Below are 20,381 nucleotides of genomic sequence, written 5' to 3'. Positions count from 1 at the left end.
CGGCGGGTGAGCAGCCCGGTGCGGAGGTCGCCCTCCAGGGCGGCGATGTGCTGGGACACGGCGGACTGGGTGTAGCCGAGCTCGCGGGCGGCGGCGGAGAAGGAGGACAGCCGGGCCACGGTGACGAAGGTGCGCAGGAGGTGCGGATCCATGGCCATCAGCTTCGCTTATCGATCATGCAGGAACAATCGTTGGTGCTGAAGTGGGGGTCGCCGCCAGGATGATCGACATGACCAACACGACCACCGGAACCGCCGTCGGCACCGCCTTCGACGCCGCCCTCGGCACGCAGAACGGACCGGGCGCGCCCGTCGCCCGGCTCGCCCTCGTCGGCGACCGCTCCCCGCACGTCACGTCGCACACCCGGATCCCGCTCCTCCTCGACGCCCTCGCAGCCCTCGACGGCTTGGTCCTGGACGCGTACTGGATCCCCACCGCCGACGCCGGGGCCGAGGCCGCCTCCGGGGCCCTGGCCCGCTTCGACGCGGTCTGGCTGCTGCCCGGCAGCCCGTACGCCAGCGAGGCCGGGGCGCTGGCGGCGGTCCGCGTGGCCCGGGAGGAGGGCATTCCGTTCCTCGGGACCTGCGGCGGCTTCCAGCACGCCCTCCTGGAGTACGCCCGCACGGCCTGCGGACTGTCCGGCATCGCGCACGCCGAGAACGACCCCGGCGCCGAGGACCTGCTCATCACCCCGCTGGCCTGTTCGCTCGTCGGCCACGAGGGCGTCGTACGGGTGGAGCCCGGCTCGCTCGCCGAGTCGGTGCTCGGCGCGGAGCGGACGACGGAGCGGTACCACTGCAACTACGGGCCCGAGCCGCGGCACCTGCCGGCGCTCACCGCCCACGGCCTGCGCCTTTCGGGGCACGACGAGGACGGGCAGCCGCGGATCGCGGAGCTGCCGGGCCACCCGTTCTTCCTGGCCACGCTGTTCCAGCCGGAACTGCACGGCGACGGGAGCCGCCCGCACCCGATCGTCAAGGCCCTCGCGGCCGCGGCCGTCGCACACGCCGCCGCCGGGCCGGCGGCGCGGCCCGCCTGACCGCGCCCGGCCGGATATCGCGTCGCAGGACCACCCGCCTGATCGGCTATGCTGTGCGTGCACATCGAACGGGCGGCCCGCCGCCCTTCGTGGTGGGTGTAGCTCAGTTGGTAGAGCACCTGGTTGTGGTCCAGGTGGCCGCGGGTTCGAGTCCCGTCACTCACCCTTCCGTCCCGTAGGGGCACGAGATCCGTTCTCGTGCCCCTACGGGCTTTTTCACTGCTCCCGGTCGGAGCGGAGGAAGTCCTCGACCGCTGTGACGAAGGCCACCGGCGTCTCGTGCGGCGGGTAGTGGCCGGCCCCGGGGAGCGGGAGGACCCGGCAGTTCGGGTACGTGACCTGCCACGTGGCGTGCATCACATCGGGGCTGAGCGCGAGGTCGTACTCCCCCGCGAGGACCAGGACCGGGACGGTGCTGCCCTTCACGGCGGCGGACAGGTCCAGCGACTGCCAGCTCGACAGGTAGGCGGCGAAGGCCTCGGGGCGGGAGACGGCGACGGAGTGCGCGACCATGCGGTCCAGCCAGTGGCGGCTCGCGCGGTGGCCGGTGACCAGGTCGAGGATGACGCGCCGGTTCTCCGGGCTGTCGGCGGCGCCGTGGAAGAGGGCGTGGGTGGCGTGGTCCATCTCGTAGGGGCCCGCCGGGACCGGGTTGACGCCGATCAGCTTCTCGACCCGCTCGGGAGCGCGGACCAGGACCTGCTGGATGGCCTTGCCGCCCATGGAGTGGCCGATGAGGGAGAAGGTGTCCCAGCCGAGCTCGTCGGCGAGGGAGAGGACGTCGTCGGCGATCTCTGCGAGGTGGTAGTGCCCGGGGACGTCCCGGCGGTCGCCGTAGCCGCGGTAGTCCGGGAAGGCGTACGAGAAGCCCTCCGGGTCGAAGTGGTCCAGCACGGAGCCCCAGTTGGCGGAGGTGCCGAACCAGTCGTGCAGCACGATGGCGCGCAGCGGTCCGGTGCCGATCCTGCGGTGGGCGATGGCCATGCGTTCTCCCTCTGTGGCGGAGGAGGCGGTAACCGACGCCGTACGTTCTGCCCAGCCCGCCTACCATCACACCGTGACTCCGCTTCCGCCCCGCAAGCCCCTGGTCGAGGGGGACTTCTCCCGGCCCGACGGCGCCCGGCACCCCCACCACCCGGGCGACTACGAGATCACCGATCCGGCGGAGATCGCCGAGGTGGAGGCCCTGCCGCCGCCGACCGGACCCGACCCGCACGGCGGTACCTTCACGTGCATGTGCAGCGAGGCGGCGGGCGCGCGGCCCGTCACCCCGGAGCTGCTCCGGCTCCTCGACCCGCTCTCCCCCACCGGCATCCCCGCCCGCCACCGCGCCCGCTGGGTCGCGGCGGCCCCGCCGGAGCTGAGGGAGTACGCGGCCGCCTGGGCCGACGGCGGCGAGCCGGGCCCCGAAACGGTCCCGGGCGTACCGCTGGCCGTGGTGTTCGCCTGGATGGGCGCCGTACGGGAGGAGCCCCGCGATGCCGCCCGGCTGCTGGCCGTACGGGCACCCGAGCGGATCCTCGCCGCGGCGCGCACCGAGGACCTGGCCTGGGCGGTGCGGGAGACCGGCCGCGCCGGACTCGACGCGGCCGTGGCGTTCTTCGCGGGCGAGCACTTCACCACCCGCCACCCCAAGCACCGCCGGGTCCCCGAGACCGCACGAGGCCTGCTGCTCGGCCACGCCCGCCGCCACCGCCCGGCCGACCTCCCGGTCCTGGAACGTCGCCTGCTGCGCCTCCCGGAGGACCGGATCCGACGCCCCTGAATCGGCGAGCGCCGTGTTCCGTGTTTCAGCGGGGCAGCAAGTCCGATGGCGTGACGAGTCGAGCCCGTTCGTACAGTTCCCGTACCGTGCGATTCTTCGGATACGGGCGAATGCGGCTGCGCATGGCGGTGATGCTCCGATCGCACTGGCCGGACCGAACGAGTTCTGGCGCACGGGCGGAGCTTCCTGCCCGGGGTACCGGACGGAGCGCAGCCCGTGACGTCCCGCGGTACGGCGGGAGGACGCAAAGCACTCCCGGCGGCCGCCCCGATCTGGTGGAATGACTTCCGGACACACGGCACGGGGGGCACGGGGGCATGACGGGGACGGGTACGGGGGCCGGCTTCGGGCATGCCCTCGGGCTGTCGCGGGCGCTCACCGGCCTGCCGGTCGCTCCGCTGGTGGAGCGGTACGGAGAACTCGCCGCCGCTCAACAGGGCCTGGGTATAGGCCACTTGGGCGAGTTGCTCGTCCCGCCCGGCGGGCGGCTGCGCGTCCTGGACGGGATCTTCGCCGTCGAGGGACCGGGCCGGCGGCGACACGTGGGCGCGGCGGTGCTGAGGGGGCCGGTGGCGGCCCGCGCCGGGTCCGGGGCCGCGGCGCTGGTCGAGCGGCTCGCCGGGATACAGGAGCGGGATCCCGCCGCGCTGCGCCGGATCCTGCTCTACCAGCTGGTGCAGCTGCTGCACGACCACCCCCGAGGGGACCGGCCCGAGACGGCCGCCGCCCTCGGGATCGACCCCGCCGAAGCGGCCGCACTGGTGCGAGCCGCGGCCGGGCGGGCCCGGCTGGACGCGGCGGGACGGGCCGCCGCCGAGAGCCTGGAGGACGCCTGGTCGCAGGGCCGGATCCGGGCCGCCGCCCTGTGCGCGGCCGCACTCCCGCCCGCCGGCGGGGACCGGCTGCTGGCGGATCGGCTCACCGGGATCGCCACGCGGGTCCGCGACGTGGACGCGCTCCTGGACGAAGCCCGGGACTGCGAGGACCGCGGGGACCTGGAGGAGGCCGCGGCCCGCTACGGCCGGGCCGCCCGCCTGGCCTGGGACTGCCCGCGCGCCGTACGCGGCCTCGTCCGCACGCACACCCCGACGTACGGCCGCCTGACGGCCACCCTCAGACCGGCGGGGGCGGGGGTCGAGCTCCGGCACCTCCCGTCCGACGACGAAACGGCCGGGCCTGCAGGACCGCCTGACGCCGAAACGGCTGCGGTCGGTACCACCGGACCGGCCGGAACCGCCGGACCGGCGGACCGCGAATCGGCCGGGCCTGCCGGTCGCAGCGGGGCTGCCGGAATCCCGGTTGGCGGCGGAGCGACTGCCGCCGGAAACGCCGACACCGAAACCGCTGCGGTCGGTACCACCGGTTCGCCGGCCGGCGAACCGGCCGGAACTTCCGGACCGACCGGCGGCAATCCGGCAGGGACGGCCGGGGCTGGCGGGGCTGGCTGGCGGATCGTCAGGCTGGTCCGTGGCGAACCGCTCACCGTTCCGCTGACGGAGATCCCGGGAGATCCGGTGACCGGCCCGGTCACCGACCCCGAGGCCCCCCTGGGCCGCCAGGTCCGGTACGTGGCCCTCCCCCGCGACACGCCACCGCCGGACCCCGGCCCTGCCGCCCGCGCGGCCGGGACCGGGGCCGTCGGCTCGGCGGGCCGCGGGACGCGGGTCCGTGGCCACGCCCCCGCCACACCCGGCGGTGCGGCCGGGAGCCCCGCTGCGGCTGCGGGCCCGGTCAGCGGGCACGGCTCCACCGCGACCGGCCCGGGGTCGCCCGTACGCGGCGACGACGGTGCGGCCGGGGACGCGGGGGTGCTGGTGAGTGCGGTGTTGCTGGTCGCGCCGGAGGTGGAGGGGCTGGTGCTCGCCGACGGGCGGGCCCGGATCGAGGCCTCCTGGTTACGCCCCGCCGGGGCGGTCGGGGTCGAGGTGACCGTGACCGGGCCCGACGGGCGCACTGTGCCGCACGGGTCCGTCATACCCGGCTTCACCGCGGCCGGGAGCGCCACCGCCGGACATCCGGCTTCCGGGAGCGCGTCCTCGGGGGCGGCGGGCAGCCCCGGTCCAGCAGCCGCGGACGGGGCTGTCACCTACGGACCCGGGCGCGGGACGGCCGACGTCGGGGTCGGCGACGCGGAGCAGCGGGCCGGGGGCATCGACGCGTCCGTGGGCGGCGGCGACGGCGGCGAGGGCGTGCGGTTCGGCGGTGTCGCGGTGGGGGCGCATGCCGTGCGGGTTCGGGCGCGGTACGCGGGGCCGCGGGGGGACGTGCTGTCGCTCGGGGTCGAGGGGGAGGTCACCGTGCACGCGTGGCCGGAGCCCGTGGTGGCCCTGGGTGCACGGGCGCGGGACGGCGGTGGGCTGCGGCTGCGCTGGACGGGGGGTGCGGGGGCCGACGTACGGATCGTGCAGTGGCCCGGCGAGGCCCCCGCCGAGGGGGCCGAGCTGGCGGCCGACGGGCTGCCGCCGGCGCTGCCCTGGGTGGACGCGGCCGGGGCCGCGGACCCGCCGCCCGGGACGCTGGCCACCGTCAGCGCCGTGGCCGTGCTCGGCGCGCGCGCCCTGGCCGGGCCGAGCACCGCCGTCGAGGCCCCGCGGCCGGTGGCCGGGCTCACCGCCCACCGGACCTCCGCCGGCCGCGCCCGCATCGCCTTCGAGTGGCCCGACGACGCCGGCCGGGTCGTCGTCGCCACCACCACGCCCGAGGCAGGCGGTGAGGCCGTCGAGCACCCCGTCGTGCGGGCCGTGTTCCTGCGTGAGGGCCTGGAGCTGCCGGTCGGGCCCGGCGCCGTCCGGATCACCGCGTACGCCGCCCCCCGCAGCTCCCTCGCGACGGTGGCCGCCCCGGGCGACGCCGGGCAGTTCCTGCTGCCCGCCGACGTCGCCATCGCCTACCGGGTGCTGCCAGGGCAGCGGCGGATGCTGCGCCGCGGTCCCGCCGTGCTCCGCGTCACCCTGCTCGCGCCCGGCGGCGACCCGGGGGCAGGCCTGCCCGACTTCGTCCTCGTCGCGGGCGCGGGCGGCGGCGCGGCCCGCCCCCGCCGGCCCGCCGACGGGGCCGAGCTGTGTCGCGTGACCGGCAGCGAGCTCGCCGCCGCCGGGACCGTGGAGCGCGAGATCGTCCCCCACCCGCCCGCCGCCGGCCCGTATGCCGTGCGCGGTTTCCTCCTCGGCGGCCGTGCCGCCTCCGTCCGGCTCGACGAGCCCTCCCTCACCTCCCTGGTGGTCCGCTGACATGACCTCCGTCGTCTGCCCCTACTGCTTCGACCGCTCCTCCGCCGCCCGGCTGCCCTTCCGCTGCCAGATGTCCGCGACCGGGGTGCGCGGGGGCAAACCCTGCACCGCCGAACTCGACACCGTGTGGGCCGAGTTCATGGGCCCGAGCGTGCCGCCCGCGCTCACCCTGCGCGGCCCGGTCTTCCCCGGGCCGCGCGGACTCGCCGGCCGCCTCGGCAGCGGCGGCGCCTCCCGCGCGGACTGCCCCCACTGCGGGGTGTCCACCCCGGTCCGGGTCTGCCTGCGCTGCCACAGCGACTTCCCCAGCGACTACTGCGACCAGGACACCCGGATCATCGCCCTGCTCGGCCCGAAGGCGTCCGGGAAGAGCACGTACGTCTCCGTGCTGATCAACGAACTCCGCAACCGCGTCGGCCGGGCGTACGGCGCGTCGATCACCGCGATGGGCGGCGAGACCCAGCGCCGGGACCGCGAGATGGCCGAGGACCTGTACGACCGGCTGCGGCTGCCGGGGGCGACCAGACCCGCGGCGCTCGGCTTCAACGACCCGCTGCTGTACCGGCTGAGCCTGCCGCTGCGCCGCCGGCTGCTCGGCGACGGCAGCCGGCACACGGCGCTCGTGTTCTTCGACGCGGCCGGCGAGGACCTCGGCAGCGCGGAGGCCATGGACCGCTACACCCACTACCTGGCCGCGGCCGACGGGATCATCCTGCTGGTGGACCCGCTGCAGATGCGGGCCGTACGGGACCAGCTGCCCGTGGACGGCGGGCTGCCCCTGCCGACCGTGGAGACCCCGCCGCAGCAGATCGCGGCCGACCTCGCGGCGCAGCTGCGCGCGCACGGCCGGGGCAGCAGCCGGGGCCGGGTCACCACCCCGGTGGCGGTCGCCGTGACCAAGACCGACTCCCTGTTCTCGCTGGTGGGCCCGCATTCCCCGGTGCGGCGCAACGCCGACCACTCGGGCGGCGTGCTGGACGACGAGGACCGGCTGGCCGTGCACGAGGAGATGCGGGCCCTGCTCGACAGCTGGGACTCGGGGGCGCTGTTCCGACAGCTGGAGCGGGACTTCGCGCAGCTGTCGCTCTTCGGGATCTCCGCGCTGGGCTCCCCGCCGCCCGCGGAGTCCCCGTCCGACGCCCCGAAGTCGGGTCCGCAGCCGCTGCGCGTGGAGGACCCCCTGCTGTGGCTGCTGGGGCTGGGCGGGCTGCTGCGGCGGACCCCGGCCGGCAGCGCCGCCGCGAGCGGCAGCAGTCGGCGTACCGCATCGGGAGGAGCGGCGTGAGCCTCGCGCAACTGCACTACACCTCGGCGCCGCCCGGCCCGGACGGGTCGGGCTTCCGGTTCACCGCGGTCAGCCCCGGCGTGCCCGTGTCGCTGCTGCGGGAGGCCGAGCAGCTGATCGGGTACGAGCCGCCCCGGGACGCGCCGCCGCGCCCCGGTCCGGAGCAACTGCGCGTGTTTCCCCAGGCGTTGAGCCTGAACGTGCTCGGCGACGGCAGTCGGCTGCTGTCCCGCTCCGTCTACACCGGCGCCGACTACAGCGGCCGCTGGGGCAACTTCCACGCGCACGCCGTGCACCTGCCGCAGCCCGCCGGGCCGGACCGGCCGGCCGAGGGGCCGCTGCCGATCACCTCCTGGGGGTCCCCGCAGTGGGCCGACGAGAGCCCGCCGCCCGGGGCGCCCCTGCCGCCGCTGGCGTCGGTGCCCGTGCCGGGGCCGCTGGACCGGGAGGCGCTGGCGGCGTTCGTGGGCGCACGGGGGCCGTGGCTGGCGGGGTTCTTCGCGGACGTGCGCCGGCTCGGCGAGGATCCCGCCGCTCCGCAGATCGTCGTGGTGGAGCCGGACAGCGAGGCCGCGGCCCGCTGGATCATGCTGGCGTGCAGTGTGCTGCCGCACCAGCGGGGCCAGTGGCTGACCTTCACCACGTACACGCGGCGGCCTCAGCTCGCCCGGCAGCAGATCATCGGCGTGCTGCCGGACGACGGGCTGGGCCTGGCCGGGCAGGAGCACCGCTACCGGGTGTACGACGCCGCCCGGGCGGCGGCTCCCGCACCCGCCCCCGACGCGTGGGCGCAGACCGCCGCGCGGGTCTGGCAGGCGGGGCGGCAGGAGCTGTTCGCGGAGGTCCGGCGGCTGTCCGCCGAGCCGTTCGCGGCCGGGCCGCTGGCCGCGCTCGCCCTGGCGGCCGGCGTCCCGCTGGACCCGGTGGGCCGGACGGCGGCCGCCGACTGGGCGGCCGGGCACCGCGAGGCTCTGGACGGCGGACGGCTGCACGCGCTGGCCGCGGCCCTGGGCCGCCCGGCGGACGGCAGCGGGTGCGCAGGCGAGGCGGACGGGGAGGCAGCGTCTGCGGAGGCAGCGTCTGCGGAGGCCGCCGCGTGCGGGCGGCTGCTGGCGGCCCTGGCCGGGTGGGCCCCGGCGGCGGTGACCGAGCCGCTCGCGGCGCTGGCCCTGGCCCGGGCGGTGCGCTCCGGCGGCGCCGTCCCGCCGACCGGGCTGCTGGGCGAGGCCGTCCGGCTGCGGCTCGGTGCGGAGCTGGGGCCGGAGCTGCGGGCGGCGCTGACGGACCCGCAGCGCGGGCCGGCGGACCGGTTGGGCCTGCTGCGGGCCGGTGCCGAGCTCGGGATCGACAGCGGCGACGTGCTGCCGGAGGTGGCCCGGCATCTGGCGCGGGCCCTGATCGCCGACCCGGAGGGGACGTACGGGGAGCCGGTGCGGGCCGCGCTGGACGGGATGCCGGGGCTGCGGGCCCTCGTCCTGGACCGGCTGGACGGGCTCGCGGCGGGCGATCCGGCCGCGGCGGCCCGGGTGTTCGCCCGGACCCCGCTGCGGCTGGCGGCGGCCGACGCCCTGCCGCACCTGCGGATGTGTGCGCGGGGGCCGGAGCCGGGCGGGGACCGGGTGCGGGCGCTGACCGGCCTGGTGCAGGCGGCCGGGGTCCCGCTGGAGGCGGAGCCGCTCGTGCTGCGGACCGCGATGCGGCTGGTGTGGCCCGAGGGGGCGCCGGGAGCGCACGAGGCCTGGCTGCTCCTCACGTCGACGGGCCCCGGGCCCCACCGGGAGGCCGGCACGTGGGAGCTGCTCGCGCGGGCGGCGGTGGACGCCCCGGCCGAGGACCCGGCGGCGGAGGAGCTGGCCCCGGAGCTGCTGCGGCACTTCGCGGCCGAACTCCCGTCCGCGCTGCGGCCGTCGCTGCTGATGCTGGAGCTGGCCCGGAACCTGCGCGCGGGCGCGGCGGGGCCGGGCTGGGTGCGGCAGGCGCTGGACCTGGGGACGCTGAACCCGTCGGCCGCCGCCCGGGACCACGCCTACGGGGCGGTCGCGGCGAGGCTGCTGGCGGCCGAGGAGCGGCCCGACAGCGAGCTGCGGGCCCTGATCGAGAGCAACGACACGGCGCTGCTGGCCGCGTACCGGCAGGCCGCCCGCGAGCCCCGGGTCGTGGACCGGCTCCGCTTCGACCCCGGCTACGCGGCCGAGTGCTTCGCGACCTGGTCCTCGCAGCCGCAAGCGGGCCCGGTGTGGCAGGAGGCCCGTACGGATCTCCTGGACGGTGTGATGCGGCCGGTCGTACGGGGCTTGCCGCCGGACGGGCTCGCGGCCCTGGAGGAGGCGCTGGGCAGGCTCGGCGGGCGCTGGGTGCAGGAGTTCCGCGGCTGGCAGCGGCCCGGTGCCTTCGGGCGGCTGCGGGACCGCTTCACCGGGGCCGGCCGGGGGACGCGGCGCGCCGCGAAGGGCGGCGGCCGGGGCGGCGCTCCCGCCGATCCGCCGCCCCGCGGCGGGGGCGGCGGGCCCATCGTCCCCGGCGGCCCGGCCGCTCCGGGCGGCCCGCCCCACGCCGTCGGCGAGGACGGCGGCCGGGGCGGCGACGGGAAGGAAGGGCGGCTGCCGTGAATCCCGAACTCGTCCTGCAGATCGTCCTGTACGCCACCGGGGCCATCGGGGTGGCGGTGTGCGTCGGCTACGGGCTGTGGCGGTTCCTGGGCCTGGCGCTGCGGGCCGCCGCGTCGGCGTTCGGCCCCCGCGTCCCCGGAAGCCCGGACCCGCGGATCGATGCCCCGCCTCCCGGGGCGGAGCCGGCGAAAACGGCGTACTGGGCGCTGCAGATGTGGGTCGACACGGCGGGGGCCGGACGGGCCGCCGTCGAGCTGGTGTGGTACCTGCTGACCCGGCACTGGCTGGACGAGATGGTCCGGGGCAGGCTGCTGCGCGGCTGCAGCGGCTACACCGGGGAGGAGGCCGAGCACTGGATCGGCCGCCTGGTGCTGCGGCTGATCGCCCCCGGGATGGCGCTGGCCGCGGTGTTGTCGGCGCTGCTGGCGTGGGTGCTGCTGGCCGGGGTCGCGGTCGCGTTCGCCGCGCAGCTGGTGCTGGTGACGGGCGTCGTGCTGGCCGGGGTGCTGGCCGGGCGGGGCGCGGACCGGCTGTGGAAGCTGGTGCGCGGCATCCGCATGAAGTGCCCGTACCCCGGCTGCTACCGGCCGTTCCCGCTGGCCGTGTACGTCTGCCCGGGCTGCGGTGCGGCCCACCGCGAGCTGCGGGCCGGCCGGTACGGGGTGGTGCGGCACATCTGCCGCTGCGGCCGACCGCTGCCCACGACCGCGCTGGCCGGCCGGAGCAGGCTCACCGCGCGCTGCCCGCACTGCGACCAGGGGCTGCCGATGGCCGTCGGCACGACGCGGGTGGTGCACCTGCCGCTGGTCGGCGGCACCTCCGCCGGCAAGACGATGCTGTTGGCGGCCGTACTGGACGGGCTGGGGGCCTGGTCGCGCACGTCCGGGCTGACCGTCGAGTACGCCTCCCCCGCCGACCGGAACGAGGCCACCGCCCTCGGCCGGCAGGTGGACGCCGCGGGCTGGGCGCTGAAGACCCAGGGCGGGCAGCCTCGTGCGCTGATGCTGCTGGTCGGGAAGGGCCGCGGGCGGCTGTTGCGGCGGCAGCGGCTGCTGTACGTGTACGACCCGATGGGCGAGTCCCTGCGGGACGCGGACACCACCCGCCGCCAGCAGTACCTGGCGCACGCCGACGGGGTGCTGCTGGTCGCGGACGTGCTGGCCTCGCCCGTGGTCCGCCGCACCCTGCGCGCGGGCGACGGGCAGCTGGCGGTGGCCGCCCGGCCCGCCGACCTGGGCCCGGTGGAGACGTACGCGGGTTTCACCGGCGAGCTGCAGGGCCTGGGCGGCCGGCGGCGGCGCCTGGGCGTGGCGGCGGTCGTGACCAAGCGGGACGTGCTGGACCGGCTGGACTCGCTGCCCCGGCCCGGGGACGGGCCGGTGGACGCCTGGCTGGAGGAGATCGGGCTGGGCGACCTGGTGCGGTCGCTGGGCCACGACTTCGCGGCGGCCCGCTTCTGGGCCGTCAGCGCCCGCGCCGCCACCGGGGCGGGGGCCCTGGAGTCGGAGCAGCTGCGGGCGGCCGAACCGGTGCTGTGGCTGCTGGCCCGGACGGGACTGCGGGTCCGCGGCCCGGCCGGGATCCCGGGGGGCCCTCCCCGCGGAGGTCGGCCGCCGGGGCTGAAGCAGATCGCGCGGCTGCCCCGGCCGCGTGGTTCCGCCACCCGCGGCACACCGAATCGATCAAGCCTGTGACGAGGGCCGGGGCGACTGGCTAGGGTCGCGGGAAGGAGCAACACCCCATGGTGACACCGCAGATCGCGCGGGGGCGGCGGCTGATGCTGGCCCTGCTCGTGGTGGCGGTCGCGATGACGGCGGCCGCCGGGCTGGCGGCGCTCGTGCAGTACGTACCCCAATGGCTTTGGGAGTTGAAGGAGATCAGCAGTGAGTGACATCCCCGGCGGGCCGATGGCGAACCGGCCGGTCCACTTCATCTGGCTGCTCGACTGCTCGTACTCGATGCAGGGCGAGAAGATCGGCCAGCTCAACTACGCGATCAGAGAGGCCGTTCCGGAGATGCGCTCGGTGGCGCAGGACAATCCGGCGGCCCAGCTGCTGCTGCGGACGATGACGTTCTCCACGACCGCGCGCTGGCACCACCAGGACCCGGTTCCGGTGGAGACCTTCACCTGGCAGGACGTCCAGGTCGACGGCATGACCAACCTGGGCGAGGCCCTGCAGCTGGTGGCGCGGGAGCTGGACACACCGCCGATGCCGCAGCGCGCGCTCAAGCCGGTCATCGCCCTCGTCTCGGACGGGGTGCCGACGGACGACTGGAAGGCGGGCCTGCGGGCGGTGGACGCGACCCCGTGGGGGCGCAAGGCCGTACGGGTGGCCATCGCGATCGGGGCGGACGCGGACCGCACCGTGCTGCAGGAGTTCCTCGGCAATCCGGAGCTCCAGCCGCTCGACGCGAACAGCCCCAAGCAGCTTGCGGCGGCGATCCGCTGGGCGTCGACGGCGGCGGTCAAGGCGGCCTCCCAGCCGGTGGCGGGCGCCGGGGACGGCATGGTCAAGCAGCCGCCGTACGCCCCGCCCGTGCTCGACGACGACGATGACGACGTGTGGTGAGCGGCCCCGTGTCACCCGTGCCGCCACCCGTCCCGCCGGGGCCGCCCCTGCCCCCGGGGCCGCCCGGACCGCCCGGACCTGCGGACCTTTCCGGCCCCGCGGGGCCGGTGGGGCCGCGGGTGCTGTGGGAGACGCTCCGCCAGAGCGTGCAGGGCGTCAACAAGACCCGCAACCAGGACTACTGCGACGCCCTGGGACGCGGGACCGACGAGGAGCCGCTGATCCTGGCCGCGGCCGACGGCCACGGGTCGGCGGCGCACGCCCGCAGCCACCTGGGGTCCCGCTTCGCGGTGGACCTGTTCGTCGAGCAGGCCCGGCAGTTCGGGGCGCTCGCCCGCCCGCGGGGCGACGAGCGGCCGCCGAGCCTGTCCTGGCTGATGCACTACGCCGAACACACCTTCCCCCGCCAGCTGGTCAGCGCCTGGCGGGAGCGGGTGCTCGGCAACTGGGCGCGGACCAGCTCCCACGAGGAGCCGGACATGACCGATGACGACAAGCTGCTGCTGTACGGCAGCACGCTCGTCGGCGCCGTGCTCACGCCCCGCGTCTTCGCGGCCTGGCAGCTCGGCGACGGCGAGCTGACCGTAGTGGGGGACGACGGGCGGGTGAGCGTGCCGCTGGCCCCCGCCGAGGCCGACCTGGGCGACGAGACGGAGTCGCTGTGCACCCCGAAGGCGTGGCTGCGCGTACGGACGCACTGGTCGCCCGTCACGGCCCCCTCCCGGACGCCCCGGCTGGTCGCGGTCTCCACCGACGGGCTGTCCAAGAGCTTCGCCTCGGACCGGGGCTTCCTGCAGTTCATGGCCGGGCTGGACGACCGGCTGTCGGCGCAGGGCGCGGCCGCCGTCCGGGCCGTGCTGCCCGAGTGGCTGGGCAAGGCCTCGCAGCACTCGGGCGACGACACCACGCTGGTCGCCGCCTGGAACACGGCCCTGGCGGTGCCGGCACCCGGGGCGGCCGACGGCACCGCGGGAGGGGCCGCAGCAGGAACGGCGGAGCCCGGCCCCGAGACGACGACAGAAGACCCTTACTGGAGTGGAACATGAGCGGCATGCTCGACAGCGGCACCCGGCTGACGACCGACAGCGGCATGGCCGTGGACGTCTTCAACCTGCTCGGCGCCGGCGGCCAGGGGGAGGTCTACCGGGTCCGGACCCCGGCCGGGGACCAGGCCCTCAAGTGGTACTACCCGGCGTGCGCGACGCCGGCGCAGGAGGCCATCGTCCGCCAACTGGTGGGCCGCGGCTTCGACGACGACCGCTTCCTGTGGCCGCTGGACTTCGTGGCCGACGGTCGCGGCGGCTTCGGGTACCTGATGGACATCCGGCCGGACCGCTTCAAGGGCCTGCCCCTGCTGTTCCGGCGGCAGCTGAGCACCTCGCCGCGGGCCCTGCTGAAGGCCTGCCTGTACACGGTGGAGGCGTACCAGGCGCTGCACTCGAAGGGCATCGCGTACCGGGACATCTCCTGGGGCAACATCTTCTTCGACCCGGCCACCGGCGACGTGCTGGTCTGCGACAACGACAACGCGGTCGTGGAGGGCGACAGCACCGGCATCTCGGGGACCATGGAGTTCATGGCGCCCGAACTGGTGCGCGGCGACCCGGGGGCCACCCCCGGCACGCAGACCGACCTGCACTCCCTGTCGGTGCTGCTGTTCATGCTGCTGATGAACCACCACCCGCTCAAGGGGCGGCGGGAGCTGGCGATCCACTGCCTGGACGAGGCCGCCGAGCGCAAGCTGTACGGGAAGCAGCCCCTGTTCGTCTTCGACCCGCAGGACGGGTCCAACGCCCCGGACCCGGCCGAGCAGAAGACCGTGCTGGCCACCTGGGCGGCGGCACCGGCCTCGCTGCGGGACCTGTTCACGAAGAACTTCACCACGGGCCTGCACGACCCGGCCGCCCGGGTCCGGGAGGGCCAGTGGCGGGACACCCTGCGGGCCGTGTACGACGCGGTGGTGGAGTGTGCGCACTGCGGGCGGCAGAACATGACCGAGCCGCGGTCCGCCACCGCGGGAACCTGCTGGAGCTGCGGGAACACGCTGGTGCTGCCGCCCCGGCTGGTGCTGACCACTCCCCCTCCGCGCACCGAGCACCACATCCTGCTGCACCGGTCCTCGCGGGTGCAGGCGCACCACCTCGCCCCCGAGCCGGCCCGGCACGACTACGGCGACACGACGCTCGTGGCGCAGCTGACCGAACACCCGCAGAAGCCGGGCCGGTTCGGCCTGGCCAACCGGTCCGCCACGGCCTGGACGGGCACCCGGGCGGACGGCACCACCCAGCGCGTCGACCCGGGCCAGACGGTCCCGCTCCGCTCGGGCCTGGAACTCGACTTCGGCGGCGCCCGCGCCGTCGTCCGCTCGAAGTAGCCGACCGGCCCGCCGCGGCCGGTTCCGGGCGGGCCGGGTCAGCTGCCGGTGAGGAGGCGGCTGATCTCCTGGGCGAGGGTGAGGCCGCTGCTGCCCGCGCCCAGGCCCAGGGTGATGGTCTCCAGGGAGCGGCGGATCAGGCCCGGTTCGGCGGGGCGGCGTTCCTGTGCGGCGCGGTCCAGTTCACCGCGCAGGACCTCCGCCGCCTCGACGCGGGCCGGGGCGGCACCCTGGTCGCGCAGCCACTGGGCGAGCTGCGTCGCCAGCCGGAGGGTCCGGTCGGCGGTGTCCTGCTGCCCGACGTTGATGACGCCGTTGTCCCCGAAGTTGGCGGGGCCGTTGATGTTGCCGTTGAAGGTGTAGTTGCCGCCCATGCGGTTCTCCTTGCGCTGCGGATGTCGGGGGCTGCGGATGCCGCGTGCTGCGTATGTCGGGGGCTGCGTATGTCGGGGGCTGCGGGTGCCGCGGGCTCAGGGGTGCGACGGGCCCTGGCCGCCGCCCGACGGATGCCCGCCCGGGCCCGCGCCGGGGCCGTTGATGATGCCGCCCTGGCCGTAGTTGCCCGGGCCGTGGATGTCGCCCTGGAAGTTGTAGGTGTGGGTGTTGATGACCTGCTGCGCCTGGTCGTAGGAGCTGGTGTCGACGTGGTGGTCCTTCAGGAACCGCTCGGTCGCTATCAGCACGCCCTGTTGGAGGCGCTGCAGGAAGTCCTGCGAGTCGGTGCGCTCGGAGAAGCCCAGCTGCTTCCAGTCGGAGACCCGTTCGCGGATGCTGTCGGCGGCCCCGTAGTCGTACAGCAGGTGCCGCTTGTCGATCTCGCGGCGCCACTTCTCCAGGGTACGGGCCCGCCGGCGCTGCTCAGACGACCGGCGCGAGACCCGTCGGGGCGCGCCGAGCAGCAGGGACAGGGTGGCGCCGGTGGCGTACGAGACAAGGCTCCACCAGCGTTCGAACCCGTCCACCGGCAGCTGGTTCACCCGGTCGAAGCGGGCCTGCAGCGGCGGGATCCCGTACGCCGACACCTCCCAGGTGAGGCTCGGGTGCTGGAGGCGGGCCCGCAGGTGCATGGAGACGATGGCGCGGCCGCCCTCGCCGGCGCGCTCCAGGCTGAGATAGGTGCGCATGCCGGCGCCGGACTGGACCAGGCCCGCCTGGACGAGCTGCTTGGGGATCTGGGAGCGGGGCATGCCCAGCCGGTCCGGGAGGAGTTCGGTGACGTACGGGACGTGGTTGCCGATCACGTACAGCCGGTTGCGGGCGCGCAGGCCCTTGAGGCCGGCGATGTTCTCCATCTCGCGGGCGACGAAGGTGTGCAGGTCGATCGCGTCGAACGGCTTGATGGCGAGCTTGCCGCCGCCCGCCGGATCGTCGGCGGGCCGGCTGACGTCGATGGGCTGCCACACCATCTCCTTCAGCTTCGAGCCGCTGCCGACGAAGGGGTTGGTGCGTTCGGCGCTCGCCGTGTACGGGACGACGTTGGCCTTCTTCTGTTCCAGGAGCCGCCGTTCCGCCTCGGGTTCGACCGGCGGGGCGAGGCCGGCGGCCCGGTCGGAGCCGTGCTCGACGGCGAGCGCCGCCCCGCGGGCCTCGCTCTCGGTGCGGTGGACGAGCCACCAGGCGCTCCCGTAGCCGAGGACGATCGCCAGTCCGGCCGCGTAACCGAGCCCCGCCGGACCGGCGGCCGCCGCGTACAGCAGGACGGGCACGGCCGCCCAGACGCAGACGGCGCAGATCCAGGTCAGGACCCGGTCCCGGACGTCGATCCGGCGGACCGCGGCGCGGGCGTGCCGGGCGAGGGCGATCAGGTCGATGCCGAGGGTGAGTCCGATGGCGTTCAGCCGGTCCCCGGTGAGCTCGATGTCGACCTCGCGGGCGAAGTCCTCGTCGAGGTGGGCGCCCGCGCACAGGTGGCGGGTCACCGCGTCGGTCCGGTACTGCGCCAGCTGCGGTAACCGGCGTGTTGCCAACTGGCTCATGCGCGCCCTCCCGTGGTCTGCCCCTCGGCCCATCGGCCCCTCGGCCCTCACCCTACGAAAACCGGCCGCGCCTGTCCCCCCGTTGGACGCGATCAGCGGGGCCGGGTACTCAGGCGGGACGGTGCGCACTGGCGTGCGATCTGAGCATCCGTACTCAGGCCCGGGCCGCGGGCGCCTTGCCATCGTGAGGGCATGTTCCTTCAGTCGTACGGACCGCAGCCCCGCGCCGCCGGCATCACCGCCGTCGGCAGCGTGCTGCCCGAGGAGATCCTGTCCTCGGAGTCCCTCCAGCAGGAGGTGGCGCGGCGCAGCGGCCTCGCGCTGCCGCCGAGGCTGCTCACGCAGGCCACCGGGATCCGCACCCGCCGGGTCGCCGGCCCCGGTGTGTACGCCTCGACGCTCGCCGCGGGCGCCGCCCGCCGGGCGATGGCCGCGGCCGGGCTGACCGGGCCCGACATCGACCTGCTGCTGTTCGCGTCCGCGTCCCGTGACATGGTCGAGCCGGCCACCGCGCACATCGTGCAGGCGGAGCTCGGGACGCGGGCCCACGCGCTCGACGTCACCAACGCCTGCAACAGCTTCGTCAACGGCATCGACCTCGCCCGGGCGATGATCCTGGCCGGGCGGGCCCGACGGGCCCTCGTCGTCACCGGGGAGACCCCGAGCCGGGCCGTGCAGTACGCGCCGGGCAGCCTCGCGGAACTGCGCGACGGCTTCGCCGGGTACACCTTCGGCGACGCGGGCGCGGCGGTGGTCGTGGAGGCGGTGGAGCGCGGCGGGATCCTCGACGTGGACACCGAGACGCACTCGGAGCACTGGGAGGTCGGGGGCATCCCGGGCGGTGGGTCGCGGCACCCGCGCGGGGACGCGTACACCTACTTCCGCGGTGACGGGCACGAGCTGCGGGGCGTGTTCGAGAAGGTGGGCACGGCGGTCATCGACCGGACGCTGCACCGCACGGGCCTCGACTGGGACGGCGTCGCGAAGGTGCTGGTGCACCAGGTGACGGTGCCGTATCTGGAGCGGTTCGCGGAGCTGACCGGGGTGCCGGCCGACAAGCTGGTGGTGACGGTGCCCGAGCTCGGGAACATCGCGAGCGCGAGCATCGGGGTCCAGCTGGACCGGGTGTTCCCCGGACTCTCCCCGGGCGAGCGGGTGCTGTGCGTGGGGCTGGGCGGCGGCATCAGCATCATGACGATGGTCTGGGAGAAGTCGTGAACGGCGGGCACGCGCTGTGGGTGGTGCTGCCCGCCCACCAGGAGGAGGCCCGGCTGCCCGGCACGCTCGCCGCGCTCGCCGCGCAGCGCGACCGGGACTTCACGCTGCTGGTCGTCGACAACGCCTCCACGGACCGGACCGGGGACATCGCCCGGGAGTTCGCGGCGGACGCCCCCTTCCCGGTGCGGGTGCTGGAGGAGCCGGAGAAGGGCGTCGGCTCCGCCGTGGACACCGGCTTCCGGTACGCCATCGGGCAGGGCGCGACCCTGCTGGCCCGTACGGACGCCGACTGCCTCCCCCGGCCCGGCTGGGCGGGAGCCGCGCGGGCCGCGCTGACGGCCCGGCCGGGCCTGGTGTGCGGGCGGATCACCGCCCGGCGGGACGAGCACGGGCCGGTCGGCCGGGCCGGGTTCGCCGCGCTGGTCTCCCTCGCGGCACTGTTCGGGCGGCTGCGGCCGCAGCACGTGCGGCGGGGCGAGTTCCGGGCCCCGTACCGCATGCACGCCGGGAACAACATGGCCATCACCGCCGAGCTGTACCTGGCGGTCGGCGGCATGCCGCGGCGGCCGTCGCCCACCGACCGGCTCTTCCTGAACTCCGTACGCCGCCACACGGACCGCATCAGCCGCTGCCGGTCCATGGTCGTGGAGAACTCCACGCGCCGGCTTCGGGCGTACGGGATCCTCGGCACCGCCCGCTGGTACCTCGACCAGGGCAGCGGCCCTCACGGAACGGACGACCCCCGCTGATGCTCGACCGACTCGACCACGCGCTGCGCAGCCGCCCCGACCGGCCGGCCGTCCTGACCGCCTCCCGTACGGGCACGCCCCGGGTGCGGGCCCGGTGCGGCGAACTCGCCGGCCTGGCCGACGCGTACGCCGCCGCCCTCCACGCGCGGGGGCTGCGCCCCGGGGACACGGTCGGCGTCGCCGTCCGGCCCGGGCCGCGGGCCCTCGCCCTGCTGCTGGCACTGTGGCGGCTCGGGCTGCGCGGCGCCGTCCTCGACCCCGGGGCCGGGCCCGACGTGCTGCGCGCCCGGCTCGCGCTGGCCCGGCCCTCCCTGGTGGTGGCCGACGCGGCCGCGCAGGCGGTTGCCGGGTGGGCCCGTCCGCTGGCCCGCAGGGCCCGGCTCGCACTGCCCGACCTGGCCGGGCTCGGCGGGCCGGTGGCCACGGTCGGGCCGTGGCTGCCGGGGTGCGCCCCTTCGCTGGACCTGCGGGCTCCGCGGCCGGCGGGCCCGGCGGGTCGCGGCGCCGCCGTGGCGGGGGACGCCGACGCGGTGATCGTCTTCACCTCGGGGACCACCTCGAAGCCGCGGGCCGTGGTGCACACGCGGGCGGGCCTCGCCGCGGGGATGGAGACGGTGAGCACCCTGTTCGCGCAGGCCGGGGAGCAGGCGGGGTCCGCGGGCCCCCGCCATGACGGCCGACCGGTACTCGGGGGCACCTTCTTCGTGCTCGTCCCCGCACTCACCCGCGGCGCCCCCGTCGCCCTCCCCGCCCGGTCCCCGCGGGTCCTGGCCCGGCAGCTGCACCGCCTGAAGCCGGCCGACACCTACCTGACTCCGCCTCAACTGCGGGACGCCCTGCGGGCGGACGCCCGGTTCCACGGCCGGGTGTGGACGGGCTCGGCCCCGGCCGGCGCCGAACTGCTGGGCCGCGTACGGGATGCGGGCGCCGAACGGGCCTGGGGGGTGTACGCGCTGACCGAGCTCTTCCCGGCCGCCGCCGTGGAGGCGGCGGAGAAGGCCGCGTACGACGGCCCCGGCGACCTGGTGGGCGCCCCGCTGCCGGGGGTGGCGGCGAAGACGGACGAGGACGGGCAGCTGCTGCTGGCCGGACCGGCGGCCCGGCACCGCTACCTCGGCGAGGAGCCCGACCCGTGGGTGCGGACGGGGGACCGCGCCCGGCTCGACGGGACGGGACGGATCGTACTGGAGGGAAGGACGAAGGACATGGTGCTGCGCCGCGCCGAGAACATCTACCCGGGCCTGTACGAGCCCTCGCTGCACGTGCCGGGGGTGGAGCTGGCCGTACTCGTCGGAGTCCCGGCCGCCGGGGCCGCGGAGGCGGCGGGCGACGAGAGGCTCGTCGCCGTCGTACAGCCGCGGCACGGGGCCGCCGTGCCGGAGTTGCGGGCCTCGCTGGCGGATCCGCTGCGGCGGATGGGATCCGCCCGGCCCGACGCGGTGCTGTTCGCGGAGGTCCCGCTGTCCGGGCGGTCCCGCAAACCGGACCGCGCGGCAGCCGCGGCCCTGGCCGCCTCGCGCCTCGGGGCCGCCCGATGAACGCCCCCACGGCCCCGGGGTCCCCGAC

Annotated in this window: 17 protein-coding genes and 1 tRNA gene; 14 read left to right on the top strand and 4 right to left on the bottom strand. The window is 76.2% G+C overall.

The genetic code is table 11. The annotated features are described in order from the left end of the window. On the bottom strand, positions 1-152 hold a 152-nt coding region (locus HYE82_RS19220), incomplete at its 3' end, for a LysR family transcriptional regulator (protein ID WP_179175335.1). A gap of 77 nt (positions 153-229) precedes the next feature. Here HYE82_RS19220 and HYE82_RS19215 point away from each other — a divergent pair. Then, on the top strand, positions 230-1,039 hold the full coding sequence (locus HYE82_RS19215) for a hypothetical protein (RefSeq protein WP_179175334.1): 810 nt from the start codon (positions 230-232) through the stop codon (positions 1,037-1,039). Between the two features lie 92 nt (positions 1,040-1,131). Beyond that, positions 1,132-1,204: transfer RNA gene (locus HYE82_RS19210), tRNA-His, on the top strand. Between the two features lie 51 nt (positions 1,205-1,255). On the opposite strand, the gene HYE82_RS19205 is transcribed toward HYE82_RS19210, so the two are convergent. Continuing rightward, positions 1,256-2,023: an alpha/beta fold hydrolase gene (locus HYE82_RS19205; protein ID WP_179175333.1), complete on the bottom strand. Its 768-nt coding sequence runs from the start codon at positions 2,021-2,023 to the stop codon at positions 1,256-1,258. 73 nt (positions 2,024-2,096) lie between these two features. Between HYE82_RS19205 and HYE82_RS19200 the strand changes: the two genes are divergently transcribed. The 9 genes from HYE82_RS19200 (at position 2,097) to HYE82_RS19160 (ending at position 14,872) form a co-directional block, all read left to right on the top strand. Beyond that, a complete protein-coding gene (locus tag HYE82_RS19200) occupies positions 2,097-2,804 on the top strand; it encodes a hypothetical protein (protein WP_179175332.1) in 708 nt (235 codons plus the stop codon). A 317-nt stretch (positions 2,805-3,121) separates the two neighbouring features. Continuing rightward, a complete protein-coding gene (locus HYE82_RS19195) occupies positions 3,122-6,034 on the top strand; it encodes a hypothetical protein (RefSeq protein WP_179175331.1) in 2,913 nt (970 codons plus the stop codon). Position 6,035: 1 nt separating this feature from the next. Then, positions 6,036-7,319 carry a hypothetical protein gene (locus tag HYE82_RS19190; RefSeq protein ID WP_256987420.1) on the top strand — a complete coding sequence of 428 codons (1,284 nt, stop codon included), beginning with the start codon at positions 6,036-6,038 and terminating at the stop codon, positions 7,317-7,319. Next, positions 7,316-9,928, top strand: a complete 2,613-nt coding sequence (locus HYE82_RS19185; protein WP_179175330.1) for a GTPase-associated protein 1-related protein — start codon at positions 7,316-7,318, stop codon at positions 9,926-9,928. The genes HYE82_RS19190 and HYE82_RS19185 overlap by 4 nt, the downstream gene beginning before the upstream one ends. Next, positions 9,925-11,622: a hypothetical protein gene (locus HYE82_RS19180; RefSeq protein WP_179175329.1), complete on the top strand. Its 1,698-nt coding sequence runs from the start codon at positions 9,925-9,927 to the stop codon at positions 11,620-11,622. Before HYE82_RS19185 ends, HYE82_RS19180 begins: the two co-directional genes overlap by 4 nt. A 47-nt stretch (positions 11,623-11,669) precedes the next feature. Then, positions 11,670-11,819 (top strand): hypothetical protein, encoded by a 150-nt coding sequence (locus tag HYE82_RS19175; RefSeq protein ID WP_179175328.1) that lies wholly within the window; start codon positions 11,670-11,672, stop codon positions 11,817-11,819. A gap of 16 nt (positions 11,820-11,835) precedes the next feature. Further along, positions 11,836-12,498, top strand: coding sequence for a tellurium resistance protein (locus HYE82_RS19170; RefSeq protein ID WP_179175337.1), 663 nt, complete (start codon positions 11,836-11,838; stop codon positions 12,496-12,498). 119 nt (positions 12,499-12,617) lie between these two features. Then, positions 12,618-13,544 carry a PP2C family serine/threonine-protein phosphatase gene (locus tag HYE82_RS19165; RefSeq protein WP_309144378.1) on the top strand — a complete coding sequence of 309 codons (927 nt, stop codon included), beginning with the start codon at positions 12,618-12,620 and terminating at the stop codon, positions 13,542-13,544. Further along, entirely contained in the window at positions 13,541-14,872 is a 1,332-nt protein-coding gene (locus HYE82_RS19160) for a protein kinase (protein ID WP_179175326.1), read from the top strand. Before HYE82_RS19165 ends, HYE82_RS19160 begins: the two co-directional genes overlap by 4 nt. Before the next feature lie 38 nt (positions 14,873-14,910). On the opposite strand, the gene HYE82_RS19155 is transcribed toward HYE82_RS19160, so the two are convergent. After that, positions 14,911-15,246 (bottom strand): hypothetical protein, encoded by a 336-nt coding sequence (locus HYE82_RS19155; RefSeq protein WP_179175325.1) that lies wholly within the window; start codon positions 15,244-15,246, stop codon positions 14,911-14,913. A gap of 96 nt (positions 15,247-15,342) precedes the next feature. Further along, positions 15,343-16,848, bottom strand: coding sequence for a hypothetical protein (locus HYE82_RS19150; protein WP_179175324.1), 1,506 nt, complete (start codon positions 16,846-16,848; stop codon positions 15,343-15,345). Between the two features lie 192 nt (positions 16,849-17,040). Between HYE82_RS19150 and HYE82_RS19145 the strand changes: the two genes are divergently transcribed. Genes HYE82_RS19145 through HYE82_RS19135 form a run of 3 tightly spaced genes read left to right on the top strand, consistent with a single transcriptional unit; the run spans position 17,041 to position 20,353 of the window. Continuing rightward, entirely contained in the window at positions 17,041-18,066 is a 1,026-nt protein-coding gene (locus HYE82_RS19145; RefSeq protein ID WP_179175323.1) for a 3-oxoacyl-ACP synthase III family protein, read from the top strand. Next, complete coding sequence (locus HYE82_RS19140) at positions 18,063-18,815, top strand: glycosyltransferase (protein ID WP_309144377.1); 753 nt, start codon at positions 18,063-18,065, stop codon at positions 18,813-18,815. Before HYE82_RS19145 ends, HYE82_RS19140 begins: the two co-directional genes overlap by 4 nt. Next, on the top strand, positions 18,815-20,353 hold the full coding sequence (locus tag HYE82_RS19135) for an AMP-binding protein (protein WP_179175322.1): 1,539 nt from the start codon (positions 18,815-18,817) through the stop codon (positions 20,351-20,353). The genes HYE82_RS19140 and HYE82_RS19135 overlap by 1 nt, the downstream gene beginning before the upstream one ends. Positions 20,354-20,381 lie beyond the last annotated feature (28 nt).

This window comes from Streptomyces sp. BR123, from assembly GCF_013401435.1.
Classification (GTDB): domain Bacteria; phylum Actinomycetota; class Actinomycetes; order Streptomycetales; family Streptomycetaceae; genus Streptomyces.
Note: the sequence above shows the minus strand (reverse complement) of the source record. Positions and strands in the feature narration are given on the sequence as shown.

Coding starts and splice junctions, on each gene's coding strand:
- HYE82_RS19195 (WP_179175331.1), top strand. CDS start 3,122: ATGACGGGGACGGGTACGGGGGCCGGCTTCGGGCATGCCCTCGGGCTG.
- HYE82_RS19205 (WP_179175333.1), bottom strand. CDS start 2,023: ATGGCCATCGCCCACCGCAGGATCGGCACCGGACCGCTGCGCGCCATC.
- HYE82_RS19155 (WP_179175325.1), bottom strand. CDS start 15,246: ATGGGCGGCAACTACACCTTCAACGGCAACATCAACGGCCCCGCCAAC.
- HYE82_RS19145 (WP_179175323.1), top strand. CDS start 17,041: ATGTTCCTTCAGTCGTACGGACCGCAGCCCCGCGCCGCCGGCATCACC.
- HYE82_RS19160 (WP_179175326.1), top strand. CDS start 13,541: ATGAGCGGCATGCTCGACAGCGGCACCCGGCTGACGACCGACAGCGGC.
- HYE82_RS19135 (WP_179175322.1), top strand. CDS start 18,815: ATGCTCGACCGACTCGACCACGCGCTGCGCAGCCGCCCCGACCGGCCG.
- HYE82_RS19175 (WP_179175328.1), top strand. CDS start 11,670: ATGGTGACACCGCAGATCGCGCGGGGGCGGCGGCTGATGCTGGCCCTG.
- HYE82_RS19170 (WP_179175337.1), top strand. CDS start 11,836: ATGGCGAACCGGCCGGTCCACTTCATCTGGCTGCTCGACTGCTCGTAC.
- HYE82_RS19190 (WP_256987420.1), top strand. CDS start 6,036: ATGACCTCCGTCGTCTGCCCCTACTGCTTCGACCGCTCCTCCGCCGCC.
- HYE82_RS19215 (WP_179175334.1), top strand. CDS start 230: ATGACCAACACGACCACCGGAACCGCCGTCGGCACCGCCTTCGACGCC.
- HYE82_RS19150 (WP_179175324.1), bottom strand. CDS start 16,848: ATGAGCCAGTTGGCAACACGCCGGTTACCGCAGCTGGCGCAGTACCGG.